General features: G+C 51.8%; 15 protein-coding genes. 12 read left to right on the top strand and 3 right to left on the bottom strand.

The genetic code is table 11. From position 1 onward, the window contains the following. Positions 1-30 precede the first annotated feature (30 nt). The 7 genes from K0A93_00810 to K0A93_00840 all read left to right on the top strand — a co-directional run bounded on the left by K0A93_00810 (position 31) and on the right by K0A93_00840 (position 11120). Complete coding sequence (locus K0A93_00810; protein MBW6510641.1) at positions 31-2532, top strand: HAMP domain-containing protein; 2502 nt, start codon at positions 31-33, stop codon at positions 2530-2532. Positions 2533-2623: 91 nt separating this feature from the next. Beyond that, positions 2624-4006: a sigma-54 dependent transcriptional regulator gene (locus K0A93_00815; GenBank protein ID MBW6510642.1), complete on the top strand. Its 1383-nt coding sequence runs from the start codon at positions 2624-2626 to the stop codon at positions 4004-4006. Between the two features lie 84 nt (positions 4007-4090). Further along, complete coding sequence (locus K0A93_00820; protein MBW6510643.1) at positions 4091-4456, top strand: response regulator; 366 nt, start codon at positions 4091-4093, stop codon at positions 4454-4456. Positions 4457-4485: 29 nt separating this feature from the next. Then, positions 4486-6180, top strand: a complete 1695-nt coding sequence (locus K0A93_00825; GenBank protein MBW6510644.1) for a sigma 54-interacting transcriptional regulator — start codon at positions 4486-4488, stop codon at positions 6178-6180. A gap of 111 nt (positions 6181-6291) precedes the next feature. Next, positions 6292-6657: a response regulator gene (locus K0A93_00830; protein MBW6510645.1), complete on the top strand. Its 366-nt coding sequence runs from the start codon at positions 6292-6294 to the stop codon at positions 6655-6657. A 623-nt stretch (positions 6658-7280) separates the two neighbouring features. Next, on the top strand, positions 7281-9812 hold the full coding sequence (locus tag K0A93_00835) for a bifunctional aconitate hydratase 2/2-methylisocitrate dehydratase (GenBank protein MBW6510646.1): 2532 nt from the start codon (positions 7281-7283) through the stop codon (positions 9810-9812). A 105-nt stretch (positions 9813-9917) separates the two neighbouring features. Beyond that, a complete protein-coding gene (locus K0A93_00840) occupies positions 9918-11120 on the top strand; it encodes a class I SAM-dependent rRNA methyltransferase (GenBank protein ID MBW6510647.1) in 1203 nt (400 codons plus the stop codon). Between the two features lie 19 nt (positions 11121-11139). Here the strand turns inward: K0A93_00840 and K0A93_00845 are convergent, their stop codons facing one another. The 3 genes from K0A93_00845 to K0A93_00855 all read right to left on the bottom strand — a co-directional run bounded on the left by K0A93_00845 (position 11140) and on the right by K0A93_00855 (position 13731). Beyond that, entirely contained in the window at positions 11140-12831 is a 1692-nt protein-coding gene (locus K0A93_00845) for an alkaline phosphatase family protein (GenBank protein ID MBW6510648.1), read from the bottom strand. Positions 12832-12916: 85 nt separating this feature from the next. Then, positions 12917-13429: a peptidyl-prolyl cis-trans isomerase gene (locus K0A93_00850; protein MBW6510649.1), complete on the bottom strand. Its 513-nt coding sequence runs from the start codon at positions 13427-13429 to the stop codon at positions 12917-12919. Positions 13430-13527: 98 nt separating this feature from the next. After that, positions 13528-13731 carry a hypothetical protein gene (locus tag K0A93_00855; GenBank protein MBW6510650.1) on the bottom strand — a complete coding sequence of 68 codons (204 nt, stop codon included), beginning with the start codon at positions 13729-13731 and terminating at the stop codon, positions 13528-13530. 266 nt (positions 13732-13997) lie between these two features. On the opposite strand from K0A93_00855, the gene K0A93_00860 reads away from it, so the two are divergent. The 5 genes from K0A93_00860 to K0A93_00880 all read left to right on the top strand — a co-directional run bounded on the left by K0A93_00860 (position 13998) and on the right by K0A93_00880 (position 19310). Beyond that, positions 13998-14972, top strand: a complete 975-nt coding sequence (locus K0A93_00860) for a hypothetical protein (GenBank protein MBW6510651.1) — start codon at positions 13998-14000, stop codon at positions 14970-14972. A gap of 115 nt (positions 14973-15087) precedes the next feature. Next, positions 15088-16581, top strand: a complete 1494-nt coding sequence (locus K0A93_00865) for a hypothetical protein (GenBank protein ID MBW6510652.1) — start codon at positions 15088-15090, stop codon at positions 16579-16581. Between the two features lie 4 nt (positions 16582-16585). After that, positions 16586-17353: an ABC transporter permease gene (locus K0A93_00870; protein ID MBW6510653.1), complete on the top strand. Its 768-nt coding sequence runs from the start codon at positions 16586-16588 to the stop codon at positions 17351-17353. A gap of 2 nt (positions 17354-17355) precedes the next feature. Beyond that, positions 17356-18225, top strand: a complete 870-nt coding sequence (locus K0A93_00875; protein ID MBW6510654.1) for an ATP-binding cassette domain-containing protein — start codon at positions 17356-17358, stop codon at positions 18223-18225. A 2-nt stretch (positions 18226-18227) separates the two neighbouring features. After that, the gene (locus tag K0A93_00880; GenBank protein ID MBW6510655.1) at positions 18228-19310 is read left to right on the top strand and encodes an MCE family protein; all 1083 of its coding nucleotides are present in this window, start codon (positions 18228-18230) and stop codon (positions 19308-19310) included. Positions 19311-19467 lie beyond the last annotated feature (157 nt).

The raw sequence follows: 19467 nt of genomic DNA on the forward strand, positions 1-19467 counted from the left end.
CACCTTATCCGCATCTGCTATAGTGCAGCGATGATCAATTTTAATCTGAATTTGCGGCAGAAGGTCCTTTACGCTTTTTTTGCCCTTTCGCTGATCCCGTTATTGATTCTGGCCTTGATGTCGAGTCATAGTTTGCGGTTGGTGGAAGCTATCCTGCAAGACGCGACAACCGCGGCGCTCAATGTTCAGGCGGCGCGTGCCCTTGAGATGCGTGCCGAGCTGACCGCTCGCAGTGTCGCCGATTTTCTGCGCAGCATTGAGGCGGATCTGGATGAGTTGGCTCGACTGCAACCGACCCCTGAAAATTATTTATCGTTCAGTGCCGGACACCAACGGGAAATCTGGTATCGCGCCGGAACCAACGCCGCACCGTCCGCGGTTCGTGAGCCGGTGCCGATCTACAGTGAGCTTGCTTTTATTGATCGCAATGGCAATGAACTGTTGCGCGTGGTTGACGGCAGCCTGACGACTGCGTTGCGTCATGTCGCTGATCCGTCCGCTACGACCTATCGCAGCGAGACCTACTTTCGTGATGCGCTGGCTTTGCCGCCGGGGGAGATTTACGTTTCCCATGTCACCGGGTGGCATGTCGGCAAGGCGGATCAGTTGCGCGGCGCGTCAACGCCGGAAGGTGCGGTTGAAGGGGCAACGTTTAACGGGGTGGTGCGTTTTGCCGTCGCGACGCGCAATCCCCACGGGGAGATAACCGGGGTGGTTGTTCTGTCCTGCGATCACCGTCACCTGATGGAGTTTACCCAGCATATCGACCCGACCGATAAGCGCTGGGCTGTCTTCCCCTCGTACGACAGTGGTAATTACGCTTTCATGTTCGATAATGAGGGGTGGATCATCACCCATCCGAAATTCTGGGATATTCGCGGCATTGACCCGCAGGGTCGCTTGGTGCCACCCTATACGGCACATTCAACCGCGGAGGATATTGCTGCCGGGTTGATCCCCTATAACCTGCTTCATGCCGAGTTTATTCATCCCAACTATCCAGTGGCCGCTGATGCCGTTCTTGCCGGACGTGCCGGGGTTGTCGATGTGACCAACGTTGGCGGTTCAGAGAAAATCATGGCGTTTGCACCAATTTTCTTTGCGGCGGGGAGTTATGCCGAAAGCGGGGTGTTCGGCGGGATTACGATCGGCGCCGAACTGCGCAATTTTCACAAGGCGGCATTGTCAACATCCGCCCTGATCAAGCTTGAATTTACGCGCTTTGTCAGCCAGTCCTGGTTGCTGATCATAATGACCGCACTGCTTGTCCTGCTGGCGGCAACGTGGCTGGCGCGAAGTATCACCGGGCCGTTATTGCAACTTATTGAGGGAACCAGGGAGATGGCGCGCGGCAATCCTGCGCCGGCGGTGCAGGTCAAGTCTCACGATGAAGTCGGCACCCTGGCCAAGTCGTTCAGTGCGATGGCGACCGAATTGCACATCCGTCGTGAACGACTGATGAAAACACTTGAAGATTTGCGGCGTTCGCGACAGGAGATCTTGCGCGAGAAGAACTTTAAAATGACCATCGTCGAGAATATTGATATTGGCATCCTGACTCTTTCCGCGACGGGTGAAATCAGTTCAATGAACGGGCCAGCGCGACGTATTCTGAATCTGGAGGGGGCTGAACAGTTGCACTATCGCCAGATTCTGCAATCCTGGCCGGAGGTTTTGGGGATGATTGAAGCCCCGCTGAGCCTGCCCGCACCGAAGCTGTGGAGTGATAGTGTTGAATTACGCCGCGGGGAGAAATCGCTGACCTTTCGTCTCGTTCTGTTACCGCTGGGGACGCGTGCCGCCGGAGGGTTTATCCTGACCGTTGGCGATATTACCGAACGGGTTCATCTGCGCAACCGGGTTGAACGGATGCAGCGACTGGCGTCACTCGGACGGCTCGCGGCAGGGGTGGCGCACGAAATTCGGAATCCGTTGACCGGCGTCAATCTGCTGCTTGATGAGTTGCACGACCGGCTGCTCGACCACCCTGCCGATCAGCTGTTGATTCGTCGTGCGCTGGAGGAAATTGAGCGACTGGAGGGACTGGTTAACGAACTCCTTAATTTTGCCACCTTGCCGCAGTCAAGGTTGCAGGTCGGTGAGCTGGGCGGGGTGCTGCTTGACACCCTCTTTCTGATTCAGAAACAGTGTCAGAAAACACACGTTGAGTTGCAGTACAGCGTGCCTGATAATCTGCCGCCATTGCAGATCGATAAGGATAAGCTGAAGCAGGCATTCCTGAATATTTTTACCAATGCCCTCGATGCCATGCCGAACGGAGGGCGATTATGGGTATCTGCTGTCACCATGGAGGACGCTCTTCAAGTGGTTATTGAGGACAGCGGCGAGGGGATGACCGAGGAGCGGATTGCTTTAATTTTTGAACCGTTCTACACCGCCAAAGATGGTGGTATCGGTCTCGGGCTGTCGATTACGCACAATATCATCTCCGGACACGGTGGCCGGATCGAGGTGACCAGCCAGCCCGACAGGGGAACCACTTTTACTCTCTGGTTTCCATTACGGAAATGAAATTCTTTCGTGGCCAAAAGTTGCCATCTGGGGTATTCTTCCCCCATCGAACAACCCTCTTTCACGCAATGTCACCCATGAATGCTGGCTGATGGAAAAAATTCTGATCGTCGATGATGAATCGTTTATCCGTGAAAATATTGAGCGGATCCTCACCGAAGATGGCTATCGGCCATTTTCCTGTGATAATGGTCAGCAGGCTGTTGCGTTAGTCAGCGATGAGGAAATCGATCTGGTTTTGCTTGACCTGAACCTGGGAAGCAAGAGCGGTCTCGATGTACTGCGCGAACTCAAGGCTGTCGATCCGGAAGTTCTGGTGATCATTATTACCGGCTACGGAACGGTCGAAAGTGCCGTCAAGGCTCTTAAAATGGGGGCCTATGACTATATTAAAAAACCGTTTAAAGCAGATGCCATTCGTCTGATCGTCCGGCTGGCGCTCGAAACAAAAAGCCTCAAGCGGGAATTGCGAAAGCTGCGCCGCGATGATCGCGAGCAGTTTAATTCCACCGAAATGATCGGGACAAGTCTGGCGCTGAGCGAAGTTTATCGGCAGATTTGTGAAGTCGCCAAACACGAGCATGCCACGGTGCTGATTACTGGTGAAAGTGGCACCGGCAAGGAGCTTGCGGCACGCGCGGTGCACAATTTGTCAGCGCGCAAAGAGCGGCCCTTTATCGAGATAAACTGCGGGTCGCTACCGCATAATCTTCTTGAGAGTGAACTGTTCGGTCATGAGCGTGGTGCCTTTACCGATGCAAAAACCCGTAAAATCGGGCTGTTTGAAGAAGCTGACGGGGGGACAATATTCCTCGATGAAATTGGTGAAATGGATATTGGTCTGCAAGTCAAGCTGCTACGGGTGCTGGAGGATCGCAAAATTCGTCGGCTCGGAGGAGTTCGGAATATTGATATCGATGTGCGCGTTGTCTCGGCGACCAATACCAATCTGAAAGAAGCCATCGTCGCCCGCTCATTTCGCGAAGATCTCTACTATCGGCTCAATGTATTTCCTTTGCACATGCCCCCGTTGCGTGAGCGCAGCGAGGATATTCCGCGTCTCCTCGATCATTTTCTGCAGCGCTTTTGCCGTGAATTCAATAAACCTCCCCGCGAAATTTCCCGCGAGGCTCTTGATCTGCTGATGCACTACTCCTGGCCTGGTAATGTGCGTGAATTACGCAATCTTGTCGAACGGATCTGCATCATGTACGATGTTGCGGTGATCGGTCCCCAGTGTTTGCCGAAAGAATTGTTCACTGAAGCCGAAACCGCCGATTTCGTTCCGGCGACAGATATTCCTCCGGGTGGGATTGTTCTTGAAGAAGTCATGGCGCGGCTGGAAAAGGAACTTGTCGTTCGAGCAGTGGAAATTACTGGCGGAAATATTGCGAAGTCAGCGCGCCTGCTGAATATTCCGCGGGGAACCTTGCGTTATAAATTGAGAAAATACGATCATGACAAAGGCTGCTGACATAACTTGAACTGTTTTTAATTTAGCAATAGATTCAGTCGTGCTATTTTTTGTTTTTACTGACCACAGGTGGTGGACGAGACGATGGGTAAACGAATTCTGGTCGCCGATGACTCCCGGACAGTTCTGCGTATTTTGCGTTTGTCGCTGGAAAAGAGTGCCTATGAAATTTGCGCGGTTGAAAACGGGCTTGATGCTTTTAATCTTTTCAGGGAAGAGACGTTTGATTTACTGTTAACCGATTTGAACATGCCGGGTCTTGACGGAATTGAATTGATTAAAAAAATCCGTCATGAATTGGGGGATCGAACGACACCGATCATTATGCTGACAACGGAATCGCAGGAGGCGATGAAAAATGCCGGGCGCGAAGCCGGTGCCAACGGTTGGATTGTCAAGCCGTTCAAATCCGCACAGCTATTGAACTTGCTGCATAAGGTTCTGGGTTGACAATGTTTTGTGCATGGAGGAAAAAAAGTATGACGCAGCGAATTCTGGTGGTTGATGACGAAGAAAGTATCCGTTTCACGTTTGATGCCTTTCTGACTGAAGCTGGTTACACTGTGCATTCTGCCCGGTCATTAAGCGCGTGTCTGAAAAAGATCGACCAGCAGGGATTCGATTTGATCTTTATGGACATTATGCTTGGCCGGGACAGTGGGCTGGAGGCCTTGCGCGAATGTAAAAAACGTTTGCAGCATACCCCGGTTGTAATGATCACCGGAGCGCCGGAAGTTCATACTGCAGCCGAGGCAATGCGTGGCGGCGCATTCGATTATGTGCCGAAACCGTTGCGCCAGGAGACTTTGCTGCGTGTGACGCGGGTTGCCCTGGAGCACAAGAACCTTCTTGACCAGCAAGAGCAGTTGCGTTCACGCCTGCAAACGGTTTTTGCCAGTGTCAAGGAAGGTATTTTTGTTTTTGATGAAGAATTACGGATTGTTGACGCCAACGACGCTGCTTTTGCCCTTTTTGAGTGTTGTCCGCAGGTGATTGGCCGGTTGCTGTCGGAATTGAATGACAAGGAACTTGCCGGGTTGAATGAAATTCGGCACATGCTTGAATCGCGTTGCGAAGGAGAAATTTTTCGGTTCGAGATGCCCTCCGCCAGCGGACAAACCAAAGTGTTCAGTCTGACGATGGCCGCGTTGGTTGCAGAACGATCGAACGCTCTTAGCGGGATCGTCATGACCGCCCGTGATGAAACCCGTCTCGACGCCCTTGAACGAAGCCTTGAGCAGCGGCAGCGCTTTGATAAGATGGTGGGCAAAAGCCGGGCGATGCAGGATGTCTATAAACTTGTCGATACGCTGGCCGATATCGATACGACCGTGTTGATCAGCGGTGAGAGCGGGACGGGAAAGGAATTGATCGCTGAATCGCTGCATTTTCGTGGCCTGCGGCGTGATGCCCCACTGGTCAAGGTGAACTGTGCCGCATTGCCCGACAACCTTCTGGAAAGTGAATTGTTCGGTCATGTCAAGGGGGCGTTCACCAGCGCGATGAGCGACCGGGTTGGACGTTTTCAACAGGCACATGGAGGAACGATTTTCCTCGATGAAATTGGTGATATCTCTCCGGCATTGCAAGTGCGATTACTCCGTGTTTTACAGGAAAAGGAGTTTGAACGTGTCGGAAGCAACGCGACGATCAGTGTCGACGTGCGGATTGTCGCTGCCTCCAATCGAAGTTTGCTGGAGCAGGTTAAAGCAGGAGCATTTCGCGAAGATCTTTATTACCGGCTCAAGGTCATTGAAATCAAAGCCCCGCCGTTACGTGAAAGAAAATCGGATATACCGTTGTTGATCAATCATTTTATCGATGAATTTAATTCCAAGTTTCATCGTTCCGTAGCTGGCCTGTCGCGTCAGGCCATGCAGTTGCTGATCGATTATAATTGGCCCGGCAATGTGCGTGAGCTTCAGCATGTTCTGGAACACGCGTTCATCCTTTGTCGTGACACGGTCCTGTCGGTGGAGCATTTACCGGGTGAATTTCAGGAAATGCTCGACGCAGCGACGAGTGCCTCCGTCGTTGTCAATGAAAAAGACCGGATTCTTGCGGTACTTGATCGAACCGGATGGAACAAAAGTCGCGCTGCGGATCTGATGGGAATCAGTCGGCGGACAATTTATCGAAAAATTGACGAATTCGGGATCAACGCGCCGGGCTGATCCCGAGGTGATTTTGTCGGTTGCCGCGCTGCGCTCTGTGCCGATGGTGTCGTCATTTGTTCCGCGATGCAATTCCGTTAATAATAATTTCAGGAGAGTGAGTAGTTCGTTATGGGGAAGAAAGTCATGACGGTTGATGACTCATCCGTCGTTCGCCAGATATTGAAGAAGACCCTGTCCGCTGCCGGATACGAAGTGCTGGAAGCGGTTGATGGCCAGGATGCGCTGAACAAATTGAGCACCTCACCAGTCGATATGGTGGTCACTGATCTGAATATGCCGAATATGGACGGTGTTGAGCTGATTAAAAGTCTGCGTCGACAACCGGGTAACCGCTTTTTGCCGATTGTCATGTTGACGACCGAGTCGCAGCAGCAGATCAAGGAAGAAGGGAAAAAAGCAGGCGCGTCGGGGTGGATCATCAAACCCTTTCGTCCTGAACAATTGTTGGCCGTCGTGCGAACCGTTCTCGGCTGACCGGTGGCGGATTGAGTGGCGCCGCAAATGCCTGACGGGCTCTTTGGTTGCGTGATGCGGTTTTGACTGATCAATCCCCCCCGCTGTTGTTTTTTCAGGTCAATCCTGATGTACTCCCAAAAAAATGAGATGGCTAAGCAAAATTTCGTCCTCCAAGGCTTGGTGGTTTTTCAGGGGCGAAGGCCTGCAGCAGGTAGGTCGAGGTTCTGAAAAACCAGCGTAACGCCGTAGGCCGGACTTTTTGCGACGCCATCAATCTTCGGGAAGAAGATGTCCCAGTCCAATCCACAACAGACCGACTAATAGTGCAATTTCAAACATTGTAACCTCCTTTTCCGTTCTAACAGTAATGTCTGCCTGTGACAGAATGAGTCACAGGCAGACATTTCCTTTAGTTGCATCTTTTTCAGACTCCTGAAATTTCCATATAGTCATTTTCAGAGCGCATTGTTTGCTGTTGGCGAACGGTGAAATATAACTGCGGGGATATCCGGGATTGACAATAATGGCGGAAGATTGTATACAGTATACGTTTGATGACGGTCCGCGTGGCGGCCCGGAAACGCGATCACTTAATGCGGCGATATCAGGTCGTCTGCTAATTTGCGATGAGGAGAGAATCCATGATTGAAGCCTATCTGATGCACGAACAGGAGCGCAATGCCCAGGGTATCCCGGCACTCCCGTTGAATCCCGAGCAGACGGTTAGTCTTTGCACGCTGTTGCAAAGCCCCCCCGCGGGTAAAGAAGAGTTTTTGCTGAATCTCTTCACTGAACGAATCTCCCCCGGTGTCGATCCTGCCGCCGAGGTCAAGGCGGCGTTTCTGGCCGAGATTCTGAAAGGGACAAAAAAGTCGCCGCTGATTGACAAAGTCAAAGCCGTGCGGATTCTCGGCACGATGATCGGCGGTTACAATGTGCAGCCGCTGATCGACGCTTTGAGCGACGCCGCTCTGGCGGACGAGGCGGCCTGTGCGCTTTCGGCGATGACCTATATTTACGACGCGGCTCAGCAGGTATTTGACCTGGCAAAGAAGAATGCTGCTGCAAAAAAGGTGGCTGAATCGTGGGCGAAAGCCGAGTGGTTCACGAATAAACCGGAAATGCCCGAAACCATCACGGTCAAGGTGTTCAAGGTCGAAGGGGAGATCAACACCGACGATTTTTCCCCGGCTGGTGACGCCTGGAGCCGCCCGGACATTCCGCTTCATGCGCTGGCCATGGGTAAAACCCGTTTTCCCGGCGGAATTCAGGAGATCGCCAAGTGGCGCGAAGCCGGGCATCAAGTTGCTTTTGTGGGCGATGTCGTCGGTACCGGTTCGTCACGTAAATCAGCCTGTAACAGCGTCCTGTGGTGTATCGGTGATGACATCCCCTGTGTGCCGAACAAACGTCGCGGCGGGGTTATTATCGGCAGTGTTATTGCGCCGATTTTCTTCAATACCGCACAGGATTCCGGCGCTCTGCCGTTACGCATGGACGTCACCACACTGAACATGGGTGATGTCATCACGATCAACACGGTCAAAGGGGAAGTGACCGACGCAGCGGGCAAGGTGCTTACCACCTTCGCGATCAAACCGAATACGGTACCGGATGAGTATCGTGCTGGCGGGCGGATTCCGTTGATCATCGGTCGTGCGGTGACCACCAAAGCGCGCGCCGCTCTCAATCTGAGTGGTGCCGAGATTTTCGCTCAGCCGGAGAACCCTACCCCCAAGCCGGGACAGGGGTATACCCAGGCACAGAAGATGGTTGGCAAGGCCTGCGGCGTTGCGGGAGTCCTCCCCGGCACCGCCTGCGAACCGGCGATGACCACTGTCGGCTCACAGGATACCACTGGCCCGATGACTGCCGACGAGCTGAAAGAACTGGCCTGCCTCAAGTTCCTGTCACCGATGTTCATGCAGTCGTTCTGTCACACCGCCGCCTATCCGAAGCCGGCTGATGTGAAGATGCATGCCAATCTGCCAAAATTCATTGCCGACCGCGAAGGGGTGGCCTTGCGTCCCGGCGACGGCGTTATTCACAGCTGGCTGAATCGGCTGTTGATTCCCGACACCGTCGGTACCGGTGGCGACAGCCACACCCGTTTCCCGATCGGCATCAGCTTCCCGGCCGGTTCCGGACTGGTCGCTTTTGGTGGCGCCCTCGGCTTCATGCCGCTCGACATGCCGGAATCGGTGCTGGTGCGTTTCAAAGGTCAATTCAACGAAGGCATCACCCTGCGCGACGCCGTCAACGCTATCCCTTACTGGGCAATCAAACAGGGGCACTTGACGGTGCCGAAGAAAAACAAGGTCAATATCTTTAACGGACGTATTCTGGAGATGGAAGGGTTGCCGGATCTTTCGGTTGAGCAGGCTTTTGAGCTGACTGACGCCGCCGCCGAGCGTAGCGCTGCTGCCGGCTGTATCAAACTTTCTGAAAAGTCGGTCTGTACCTATCTACGTTCCAACGTGGCGTTGATGAAGAAGATGATTGCGGACGGGTATCAGCATCCTGCCACCTTGCAGAAGCGTATCGACGCGGTCAACGAGTGGCTGAAAAATCCGCAATTGATAAGCGCTGATGCCAATGCCGAGTATGCAGCGGTGATCGAAATCGATCTTGCCGAAATCACCGAACCGATCCTCGCCTGTCCGAATGATCCCGATGATGTCAAGCTCCTCTCGGAGGTTGCCGGAACCCCGATTCAGGATGTTTACCTCGGCTCCTGTATGACCAATATCGGTCATTTCCGCGCTGCCGCTGAAATCTGGCGCGGGCAGAAGTTCAACCCGAATGTCCGCACCTGGATCTGCCCGCCGACCCGCATGGATCAGACCAAGCTCAAGGAAGAAGCGATCTTCTCCGTGTACAGCGCCATGGGAGCGCGCATCGAGATCGCCGGGTGTTCACTCTGTATGGGGAATCAGGCCCGCGTGCCTGACGGCGTCAACATGTTTTCCACCAGCACCCGAAACTTTGATGATCGTATCGGTAACGGAGCCAAGGTTTATCTTGGTAGCGCCGAGCTCGGTGCGGTGACGTCGAATATCGGTAAACTGCCGACTCCGACCGAGTATCTCGCGGTCTACAAGGAGAAGGTTGCTCCGCAGCAGGAGACGATTTATAAATACCTGCAATTTGACGAAATGGACGGCTACAAGTAACTTCAGCTGAAGATTTACGTCGCGACAAAAACAGCCCTCGTCGGATTTCCGGCGGGGGCTGTTGCGGTCACTGTGGTGTTGATTTGCCTGCCGGGAATATTCATGATGAAGACGAAACGCCTGAAGATCGGAGCTGATACTGAACGCATGTTGCGACTGGGACATCCGTGGGTGATTGCGGACAAATACACGCGCCAGTGGCCGCCGTGTCACAACGGGGAGATTGCCGAACTGTGTTCGCCGGATGACAAACCCCTGGCAACCGCGCTGATCGATCCGCACAGCAGGATTGTTTCCCGAGTCCTTGATCGTCCGGGGGTGCGCATCGATGCCCACTGGCTGGGGAGAAAATTTTTAAAGGCTATGGTGTTGCGTAAAAACCATGTCGATTTTGCACGAACCGATACCTGTCGCCTGGTTAATGCGGAAGGGGATTATGTGCCGGGGCTGACCGTTGAACGCTACAGTGATTTTTTGATGGCGCAACTCTACACGGAATCCTGGCAACCGCATATCAAAATGATTGCTCAGGCTCTTCGGCAGACGTTCGATTGTCATGGTGCTTATCTGAAATACCGGCCGCAACAGACGCGCAAGCTTGAGGCGCAGGGCGGGGCGGGGCAATTGATTGAACATCTTTTTGGTGAGGAGGCGCCAGCTGAACTGACCGTTCGCGAAAACGGTCTGTGTTACCGGATTGATCTTGATGACGGTTTGCATACCGGGTTATTTCTCGACCAGCGCGAGAATCGTCGTGATTTTATGACGCGCGTTCGTGGCAAACGTGTTCTCAATCTTTTTTCCTACACCGGAGCATTTTCGGTCGTGGCCGCTGTCGGCGGGGCAAGTCAGGTTGTCAGTGTTGATGTGTCGGAAAAGTATTTGCAGCGGGCGCGAACGAATTTCGTCATGAATGGAATTACCGTCGCCGATCATCAATTCATCACCGCGGATTGTTTAAGGGCGCTGCAATTTATGCGGCAGAAGGGTGAGCAGTTCGATGTCATCCTGGTTGATCCGCCGTCGTTTTCCACCACCAAAAAAGGTACATTCTCAACCCGAGGGGGTACCGCAGAGCTGGTTACGGCGGCGCTTGGTGTCCTGAAGCCGGGTGGTTTGCTGGTGACGTCATCGAATCATCAAAAGGTGACGCTGGATGATTATCTGAAAGAGTTGCGACGCGGTGCCCTGGCGGCGGAAACAAATCTTCACGTCCTCGAAGTGCGTGGGCAGGGCCCCGATTTTGCGGCACCGGTGACATTTCCTGAGGGGCGTTATCTGAAGTACGTGCTGGCGGTACGGGATTGAGAAGAACGATTTTGCAATACTATTCGCGGCGGTCGCGCAACGGTTTGAATAATTCGTGATAGAGAAATTCATGCCCGCTGAGCTGCTCTTTTTTCATCAACGGATGTCCTCCTGGTAAAATCAAAAATGGTTCCAATTGTTCCCCGCCAACGGAACCGTGTCCCCCCACCTGCTCGTCGAAGCAGGCAATGCGCTGCCCGTCATAGTCCCCGAAAATTATTAAATCACCGCACAACGGGCTGCGGGAAAAACGGTAGATCATCGGTAGTAGTTCTTCCGGAGAGCCGTAGGTGTGGATAAACGAGTCCGCCGGTATGACTGAGCAACCCTGAGCGGGGGAATAGACAATCGTGTCATCTTGATGACGCAAGATAATGCCTTCATTGTCGTCGGCCATGACAACCAATCCGATGCCTTTGTGATGACATAAAAAATCGAGTAGCAGCGGTTGTTCCGCTTCGATCTCGCGGCGACTCATCCGGCCCATGTAGTCAGTCAGGTAGATGTGCGCCAGGCTGCTGGAATAGGTGATGACAACGCCACCATGAGTGTCAATCGTATGCGTTTCCGGTACTAGCTCCTTGATGTGGCGCATGACGCGTTTTTCCCAGCGGCGATAGCTGCGTTGCCGCCAACTGTTGTGTTGACCGCGTAATTCATCCCCCAGGTAATCAAGTTTCAGTTGAGTCATTTCCAGCGGTCCGGAGGCGACCGTTAAGTGCGATGATTTGCGCAGAAAGGCATTAATTGTATCCCCCAGCGTGGCGCCGAACCGATCACGAAACGGGTATCCGGGGGTTTGCCCGTGATCGGAAATAATCACGATTTCATAATTGATCCCTGGCGCGTAGCGCAGCATGCGCAAGATTTCGCCGATCCGGACATCGATATATTTCAGGTTTTTTAATGCGGCGCGAGAGGTGGGGCCAAAACGGTGCGCCAGTTCGTCGTAACCGCTGTAGGTTGTGTAAATGTAGGGGACTCCGCTGTAAATGTCGGCGATGACGCCGAAGGTCTGGAATTCGCGCAACAGAACGTTGCAGATAATGCGGATGAGCGGAAAGAGCCCTTCGTTGATGCGCCAGGGGCGGGTGTTGCGGAAGTGCCAACAGTCGAGGATGTTGGTGAAGTATTCGATGACCGACGCAAAGCCCATGCGGACCACACGAAACGGATGGAGCAGAATCAAAAGCTGAATACGCCAGCCGCCAAATCGGCCGAACAAGGTTTGTGGATGCGGAGAGGAGACGGTAAAGATGCTTCGTGTTGCATCGCCATCGAGGATATTTGAATAAGATGCCCCACCGTTAAGCAACCCGGAACGATTGGCAAAAAGCTGCTCCCGAAAAAGCTGGACATGATCGGGATCGTTGCAGCTGATCAGTTGCTGACGTTGTTTGTCGTACCAGCGGAAGGCGGGGATGCCGCTGGTATCGCCATAAAAAATGGCTGATTGCGCCGCCGGGGTGGTACTGGGAAGCCCTGATTGATATTCGCGCAACTGGTGCCCGCGACGCAATAGTTTGGTAATACGCGGAAGGTACCCCCCTTTTAGTGCCAACAGGAGATGAGGGTACGCCAGGCCGTCAATCTGAATACCGACAAAGCCGTGCTTTGGACCTTCAGCGCGACGAGCGCGACGTTCGTTGCGAAAAAAGAAAAATTTAACGGCGTAGTAGCCCCGAAAGATTTTTGGCACCAAACGCGCCATGCTAACCTGCTCCTTGATCCTCGTTGCAGTATAGCAAAAAGTAGTGTGTATTTATGCGAGAGTACAGTGACTCAGGAAGCAGACTTTATTCGTTGAGCGTGACTGCAGTGATGGTGACGGGTTCCAGCGGGACATCCTGATGCATACCGTGGTTGCCGGTTTTTATTGCACTGATGGCGTCGATGACGTCCATCCCCTCAATGACTTTGCCGAAGACTGCATAGCCGTAGCCTTGCGCGGTTTTGCTGGCATGGTCAAGGAATTTATTGTCGACAGTGTTGATGAAAAACTGTGCAGTGGCACTGTCGACAACTTGCGTACGCGCCATGGCAAGGGTGCCACGCAGGTTTTTCAAACCGTTGTCCGCTTCGTTCTTGATCTGGCCCTTGGTCGTTTTTTGTTTCATATCGGCGGTGAACCCGCCCCCCTGAATCATAAAGTTCGGGATGACGCGATGAAAAATTGTCCCGGCAAAAAATCCGGAGCCAACGTAATCAAGAAAATTTGCGACAGTTATTGGGGCGTTAGCAGCATCAAGTTCGATAACGAAGGGACCATGATTTGTTTCAAGTGTTACTGTCGGGTTGGATTGGCTCATGTTTATGCTCCTTGGTAATAAATGTGTCACCGCACAAAAACCGATTTTGAAGTTCGGCGAAATTACCACGGAGAAAGAATTGTTGCAACAGGGAAGGATTAATTTTCATAAGGGCACAAACGTGCCGGACGTACACCGCGCTCAGTTTCAATCATGGCGTACAGAGAGCCTTTGCCATCCATCAGCTGTAAGATGCGCCCTTGAACGGTTTCTATCGGATTGTAAAAAGCATCGAGTAACATAAAACTACCTGTCTGCCCAATATAGTACTCTTTACATGCGATATCCGGTGCCGTAGTCATCAGTCAGCCTTTGGAAGTGGTTCGCTACCTATTAAGTGCCGTTAATTGTAACAGCAGGTGGGCACGTTGTAAATTGAAAATTTGATGATGTTTGAAGTTCGTGAATCAGTAAAGATGGATAGGGCGTTCTTTGTCCCCTGGGCTGTCTTTTTGAACAGAGAACTCTGGTTGATGGCAAGATTCTTCTTTTGCCAATTTGAGGGCGCTGGGGTATATTGCCCATGGTTTGGCCATGATTCGGTTTTATCGACGAAAACAAGTCTTTGATGATGCGGACAGAAAATATGGAAATGTACACACTTGACCCTGAAGAATATGTTTTTTGGCGGCCAGCACCCGGGCATTCCCTCACTGTCGGGCCGGAGCGAAAAGAGGTCCTGCTGCCGGAAATTCCCCTGCCGTTGAAAAAAAACAACCTGACTGACAACCCAGGTTATGACCTGATCGGTAGCAGCATTTACGATTATCTGAGACATTTTCCAGATTGTCCGAATAATGCCGTTTATGCCGGCTTGTTGCGTGACGCCTATCCGCAGAACATCGCTGACCTCGGTGCCCAGATTATGATGCTGGAACATAAAGAGGTCGATGCTCCCTATCTTCGGCGCAAGATCAGCTACATGAAAATCCTCCTGTTGCTTGACCCGGAAAATGTCGGGCTGTTGCAGCGACTGGGAATGTCCTGTTATGAACTGGCGTTGGTTTTTTCGGAACTTTATGAGTCCCGCCGCAATTTACTGATCGCTTTGGGGTATCTGTGCCGGGCGGAAAGGATTACGTCGCCCGATCCGCAAACGTTGAATTTGATCGGTCAGATCAATTTTCTGCTCGGTGATTTCCCGGTTGCAACGCGCTACTGGCGATTATTGCTTGATCACGTTGCAGAATTTCCCGGTCGTCAGGAATTGATCGGGCGGATCGAGCGGCTCAACGATGAACCCGTACCCGACGAGCCTTTAATTGTCGAGCTGGAGTCGGTCGCCGTGGCGGCGCAATTGTACACCCGACGGGAGTATGATGAGGCTTTGATTGGCCTGGAAACGATTGAGGAAAGTGGTTCACTGCCACGGGATTTGCCGATGGCGCCATTTTATTACCTGTTGGCATTGTGTCGTGACCGCACCAATGACCACGCTGGCGCGTTTGATGCCCTGGAAAAAGCATTGACCGTTGATCCTGATTTTGCACCGGCACATCAAGCGCGGGAGTGTTTTCTGGAAAGGGGGAGGTTGGCTGAATGAGTGCAGTCGGTTTCGGCGATATACTGTTTATCCTGCTGGTTAACGGGATCATTTTCGGCTTGTTTTACTGGGTCAATCGTTCCCGACGTGATGGCGATAAAGATTGATTGCCAGGATGACGAAAGTAAATGCACGATTCGTGTTTATGCCATGTCTGGCACTTTTGTCGGTGGCGGTGGTCCTGCTTTGCTGTGCGACGCCGATTTCCGCCAATGACCGGGTCGATACCTGCTGGCCTCTGTTTGATTATCGTGCGGATGAGGCCGGAAATTATGTGTCTTTAAACTTACTCGGTCCGCTGGTCAAGTATCGGCGGATCGGGGCAGAGCGGATGTTTTCAATCCGGCCATTATATACCCGTCAATATGATCAGAACAACCTGCTTGGTCGAAGTGAATTTCTGTATCCCGTTGCAACGAAGAAGGACACGCCTGACAGATCATATTTTTCTGTCATTCAATTGTTGATTTCTGATTTTGGTTCACGCAGTGCGGGGAGTTCCAACGAATTCACATTGTTTCCGTTACTTTTTTATGGGAACAAACTTGATTCCGGAAAATATTTTGCTTTTTTTCCTGTGGGCGGTGTGATTAAAGATAAATATGCAAAAGATGAAATAGGGTTTGCCCTTTTCCCCTTGTATGCCCGCACCAGAACCGGTGATGTCGTGTCACAGAATTACCTCTGGCCGTTTTTTAATCGCATTCGCGGGGGAGGGGAGGACGGGCTGCGTTTCTGGCCGTTTTTTGGTTATCATCGCACCGGGAATGATGCTCGTTCGCGATTTATTTTCTGGCCCTTTTTCTTTGCGGAAGACCACAATATGGCAACTGCGGCGCCATCTCGATTAAGAGCGTTCTTTCCTTTTTACATCCATAAGACGTCACCTGACTTTTCCTCAACGTCTTATCTGTGGCCCTTTATCGAGATTGTCAGGGATCGTCGCAACGATTACGTCGAGCATACTCTTTTGTGGCCACTGCTGCGTTTTTCAAACGGTGGCATGCGTGATGGTTTCAGGATTTTGCCATTTTATCTTAACGAGCGGATTGGTGAATTCCGTAAACGCTGGTACCTTTGGCCGTTGTGCAAGATCGAGGAAATTCATACTGAACAGATTGATCGGCGACGTTTCAGGCTACTTTATTTTCTTTATTCTGATCTGACTGAAACCGTTTACGAAGGAGAATCGTTGCGTCGACGCAGGATCGATTGCTGGCCGTTTTTTTCGTGGGACAGTCAGCGTGGCGTGACACGTTTCCATATGCTGTCTTTGCTCGAACCGTTTTTCCCGGACAATGGTGCGATTGAACGTAACTGGTCGCCACTTTATCGGATCTATCAGCTTCGCAGTGATCAATACGGCAATGAAATTTCTTCATTTTTGTGGAATCTTTACTGGAAAGAACGCCGTGGCGATGATCTAGCGGTGGAGCTTTTTCCGTTTTTTTATTATCGCAATGAAAAATTTAAAGGCAATTCCGAACTTAGTATTTTGAAGGGACTGATTCGTTTTCAGTGGAGCGAAGGATATTCCCGGTTGAATCTGCTTTATCTGCCCTGGGGCATTTCATGGGGTGATGATGTGAGCGATAAAGTGTTATGGTGATGTCATGCTGACCCTGATCGGGAGAAAAATTCTTGGTGCGGCCGAGACGACTGGTGAGATGCTCGCGCTCCTTGCGGAGATGGTCTATTACTTCAAGGATGCACCACGTAATCGTTCAGAGATACTTCGCCAGATGCGAGAAATCGGTCTCGGAACATTGCCGATTGCCTGCCTGATGTCACTTTTCATCGGCATGGTTCTGGCGCTGCAGACCGGGGTGCAACTCGCCGACTTCGGAACGCAGGAGGCGATCGGCGCTATCGTTGGTTTGTCAATGGTCAAGGAGCTTGGGCCGGTTATGACCAGCCTGCTCGTGGCGGGGCGAATTGGCTCTTCAATGGCCGCAGAGGTTGGTGCAATGCAGGTTTACGAAGAGATAGACGCCTTGCGCACCCTGGAGATCAATCCGGTCCGCTATCTGGCGATGCCGCGTTTTATTGCATGTATGCTGGCCATGCCGGCACTGGTCGTCTTTACCGTGATTATATCGATGTTCGGCGGGGGGGTAGTCTGCGCGTTCAACGCTAAAATTGGCGTCCCGCTTAATGTTTATTATGACAGTCTGACAAATGCCTTAAACTATCGCGAAATTTTGAAGGGGTTATTGAAAGCCGCCGTTTTCGGCGGAATCATCGCGCATGTCGGTTGCTATGTGGGATTCAAAACGATGGGCGGCGCGCGGGGTATCGGGCAGTCAACAACCCGTGCTGTCGTGCTGGCATTTTTATTGATCTTTGTTGCCAACTATTTCCTGACGCGGTTCATGATGTAATGATGTCACCACCTTCTGCAAATAATTCTTTGACTCGCCTGCTCGTCGGGCTTACTCGCGGATTCAGCAAGAGTGCAGTGGAACAACGCGGCACGGTTACGGATTATAATGATTCCCACGGAGTCAGCGTGGACATTGACGGTCTCTGGAAAGGTTTTGCCGGTCGGCCGGTCTTGCAGGGGATTGATCTCCACATCAGGGCGGGGGAAATCTTCAGTATTCTCGGTCCCTCAGGTTCCGGCAAGAGTGTGTTGCTGAAACATCTGGTCAAACTGATTCGACCTGATCGTGGCCGGGTGTTGATCGATGGGCAGGATGTCTGGAACGACACGTCGGAGGGGAGCCGTGGCTATCGATACAGTATGGTTTTTCAGACCTCGGCGTTATTTAATTCGTTGACAGTTGGTGAAAATGTTGGTTTGTGGTTGCGTGAAAAAGAAGTTTGTCCCGAAGCACGGATCAGGGAAATCATCAAAGAAAAGCTCGATCTGGTCGGGCTGGCAGGGGAAGAAGAGCGTGGCATTGCTGAACTTTCCGGTGGCATGAAAAAACGGGTTGCGATTGCGCGCTCGCTGGCAATGAATCCGGATCTGATTCTTTTTGATGAACCGACCGCAGAGCTTGACCCGATTACGACGGATGAACTGGCCCAGGTGATTCTCGATATTCGTCAGCGGCTCGACCTGACGACCGTCATTGTCAGTCATGATCTGAGTTTTGCCCTCCATCTGTCTGACCGTGTGGCAATGATCGGTGAGGGGACGATTATCGAGGTTGGCACACCTGAAGAGATCAAGGCGAGTACGAATCCCGATGTAAAACGATTTTTGTATACCACCACCAAAGGAATCGGGGGGGGGGGGAGAGAGTGACCATGTCGATAGAAAAACAGGTGGGTTTATTTTTTTTAGCGTCGTTGATCTTGCTCGGCACTTTAATTGAGCTGTCAGAAGACTGGCGTCCGTTTGAACAACGCCTGAATTACCATGCCAATTTTGATTCTGCGATCGGTATCAGTGCCGGCGATCCGGTACGGATGGCCGGGGTTGAGGTGGGGAAGATCACCGCGATCAGTATTGAAGACCGCCAGGTACGTATCGATTTTTATACGACAGATTTAGTTGAATTGTTTGCTGATTCAACGGCGTCTATCCGGCAGATTAATCTCCTCGGTGGACAATTTTTGGGAATTTCGTTTGGCACCCGAGGACAACCCGTATTGCCGCCCGGCAGTGAATTGATGACCGAGGAAACTGCCAATATTGATCAACTGATCACCAATCTGGATCGCAATCAGGAAAAGGTTTTCGGCAATCTGGGCGATTTGATCGTGGAAATCAGAGGCAATATTGCGGAGATGGTCGAACGTTTGAGCGCTGTCGTGCGTAAAATCGATCATGGCGAGGGGACGTTGGGACTGCTGGTTAACAATTCATCACTGTATGACAACCTGAACGCATCGCTCGTCAGCCTGAAAACTGTGTTGACGCGGCTGGAGAACGGTGATGGAACCATCGGCAAATTGATTAACGATCCTTCGCTGTATGACGATGCTGCCGGAACCGTTGCCAACCTGCGCAGTGTCTCTGCCGACCTTCAGCAGGGAACCGGGACGCTGGGGTTGCTGCTCAAGGATGAACAGCTTTACAGCCAATTGAATATCGCTGCGGCGCGACTTGATTCGATTCTGGCAAAGACGGATGATAATCAAGGAACGCTGGGTCGCCTGGTCAATGAACCGGAGCTTTACGATGAATTTTATGAGGCGGTAGCGCGATTGAACAGTATTGTTGGCAAAATCGATGAAGGGCAGGGTACTTTCGGACGTCTTGTTAATGAGGATGACCTCTACCGGGAGGCCAAAACAACCTTGAACAAGATAGAAAAAACGGTTGATGGTATGAGTGATTCAGGACCGCTGTCCGGTTTGGGGGTCGTCATTGGCACCTTTTTTTGAATATATTTCATCCACTTTCTGTCGCTGAAATTTAAAATTAATTGACACAAAGTTATATTTGTTAAAGAATGCACAGGATTCTTTAATTCTGTTGTGTCCGGGAGGTTGTCCTTTGAAAAAGAAGTTATTTTTATTGCTGGCGGTCACGGCATTGGCG

This window comes from Desulfuromonadaceae bacterium (assembly GCA_019429445.1).
In the GTDB taxonomy this organism is placed as follows: domain Bacteria; phylum Desulfobacterota; class Desulfuromonadia; order Desulfuromonadales; family JAHYIW01; genus JAHYIW01.

Coding starts and splice junctions, on each gene's coding strand:
- K0A93_00810 (MBW6510641.1), top strand. CDS start 31: ATGATCAATTTTAATCTGAATTTGCGGCAGAAGGTCCTTTACGCTTTT.
- K0A93_00815 (MBW6510642.1), top strand. CDS start 2,624: ATGGAAAAAATTCTGATCGTCGATGATGAATCGTTTATCCGTGAAAAT.
- K0A93_00820 (MBW6510643.1), top strand. CDS start 4,091: ATGGGTAAACGAATTCTGGTCGCCGATGACTCCCGGACAGTTCTGCGT.
- K0A93_00825 (MBW6510644.1), top strand. CDS start 4,486: ATGACGCAGCGAATTCTGGTGGTTGATGACGAAGAAAGTATCCGTTTC.
- K0A93_00830 (MBW6510645.1), top strand. CDS start 6,292: ATGGGGAAGAAAGTCATGACGGTTGATGACTCATCCGTCGTTCGCCAG.
- K0A93_00835 (MBW6510646.1), top strand. CDS start 7,281: ATGATTGAAGCCTATCTGATGCACGAACAGGAGCGCAATGCCCAGGGT.
- K0A93_00840 (MBW6510647.1), top strand. CDS start 9,918: ATGAAGACGAAACGCCTGAAGATCGGAGCTGATACTGAACGCATGTTG.
- K0A93_00845 (MBW6510648.1), bottom strand. CDS start 12,831: ATGGCGCGTTTGGTGCCAAAAATCTTTCGGGGCTACTACGCCGTTAAA.
- K0A93_00850 (MBW6510649.1), bottom strand. CDS start 13,429: ATGAGCCAATCCAACCCGACAGTAACACTTGAAACAAATCATGGTCCC.
- K0A93_00855 (MBW6510650.1), bottom strand. CDS start 13,731: ATGACTACGGCACCGGATATCGCATGTAAAGAGTACTATATTGGGCAG.
- K0A93_00860 (MBW6510651.1), top strand. CDS start 13,998: ATGATGCGGACAGAAAATATGGAAATGTACACACTTGACCCTGAAGAA.
- K0A93_00865 (MBW6510652.1), top strand. CDS start 15,088: ATGACGAAAGTAAATGCACGATTCGTGTTTATGCCATGTCTGGCACTT.
- K0A93_00870 (MBW6510653.1), top strand. CDS start 16,586: ATGCTGACCCTGATCGGGAGAAAAATTCTTGGTGCGGCCGAGACGACT.
- K0A93_00875 (MBW6510654.1), top strand. CDS start 17,356: ATGTCACCACCTTCTGCAAATAATTCTTTGACTCGCCTGCTCGTCGGG.
- K0A93_00880 (MBW6510655.1), top strand. CDS start 18,228: ATGTCGATAGAAAAACAGGTGGGTTTATTTTTTTTAGCGTCGTTGATC.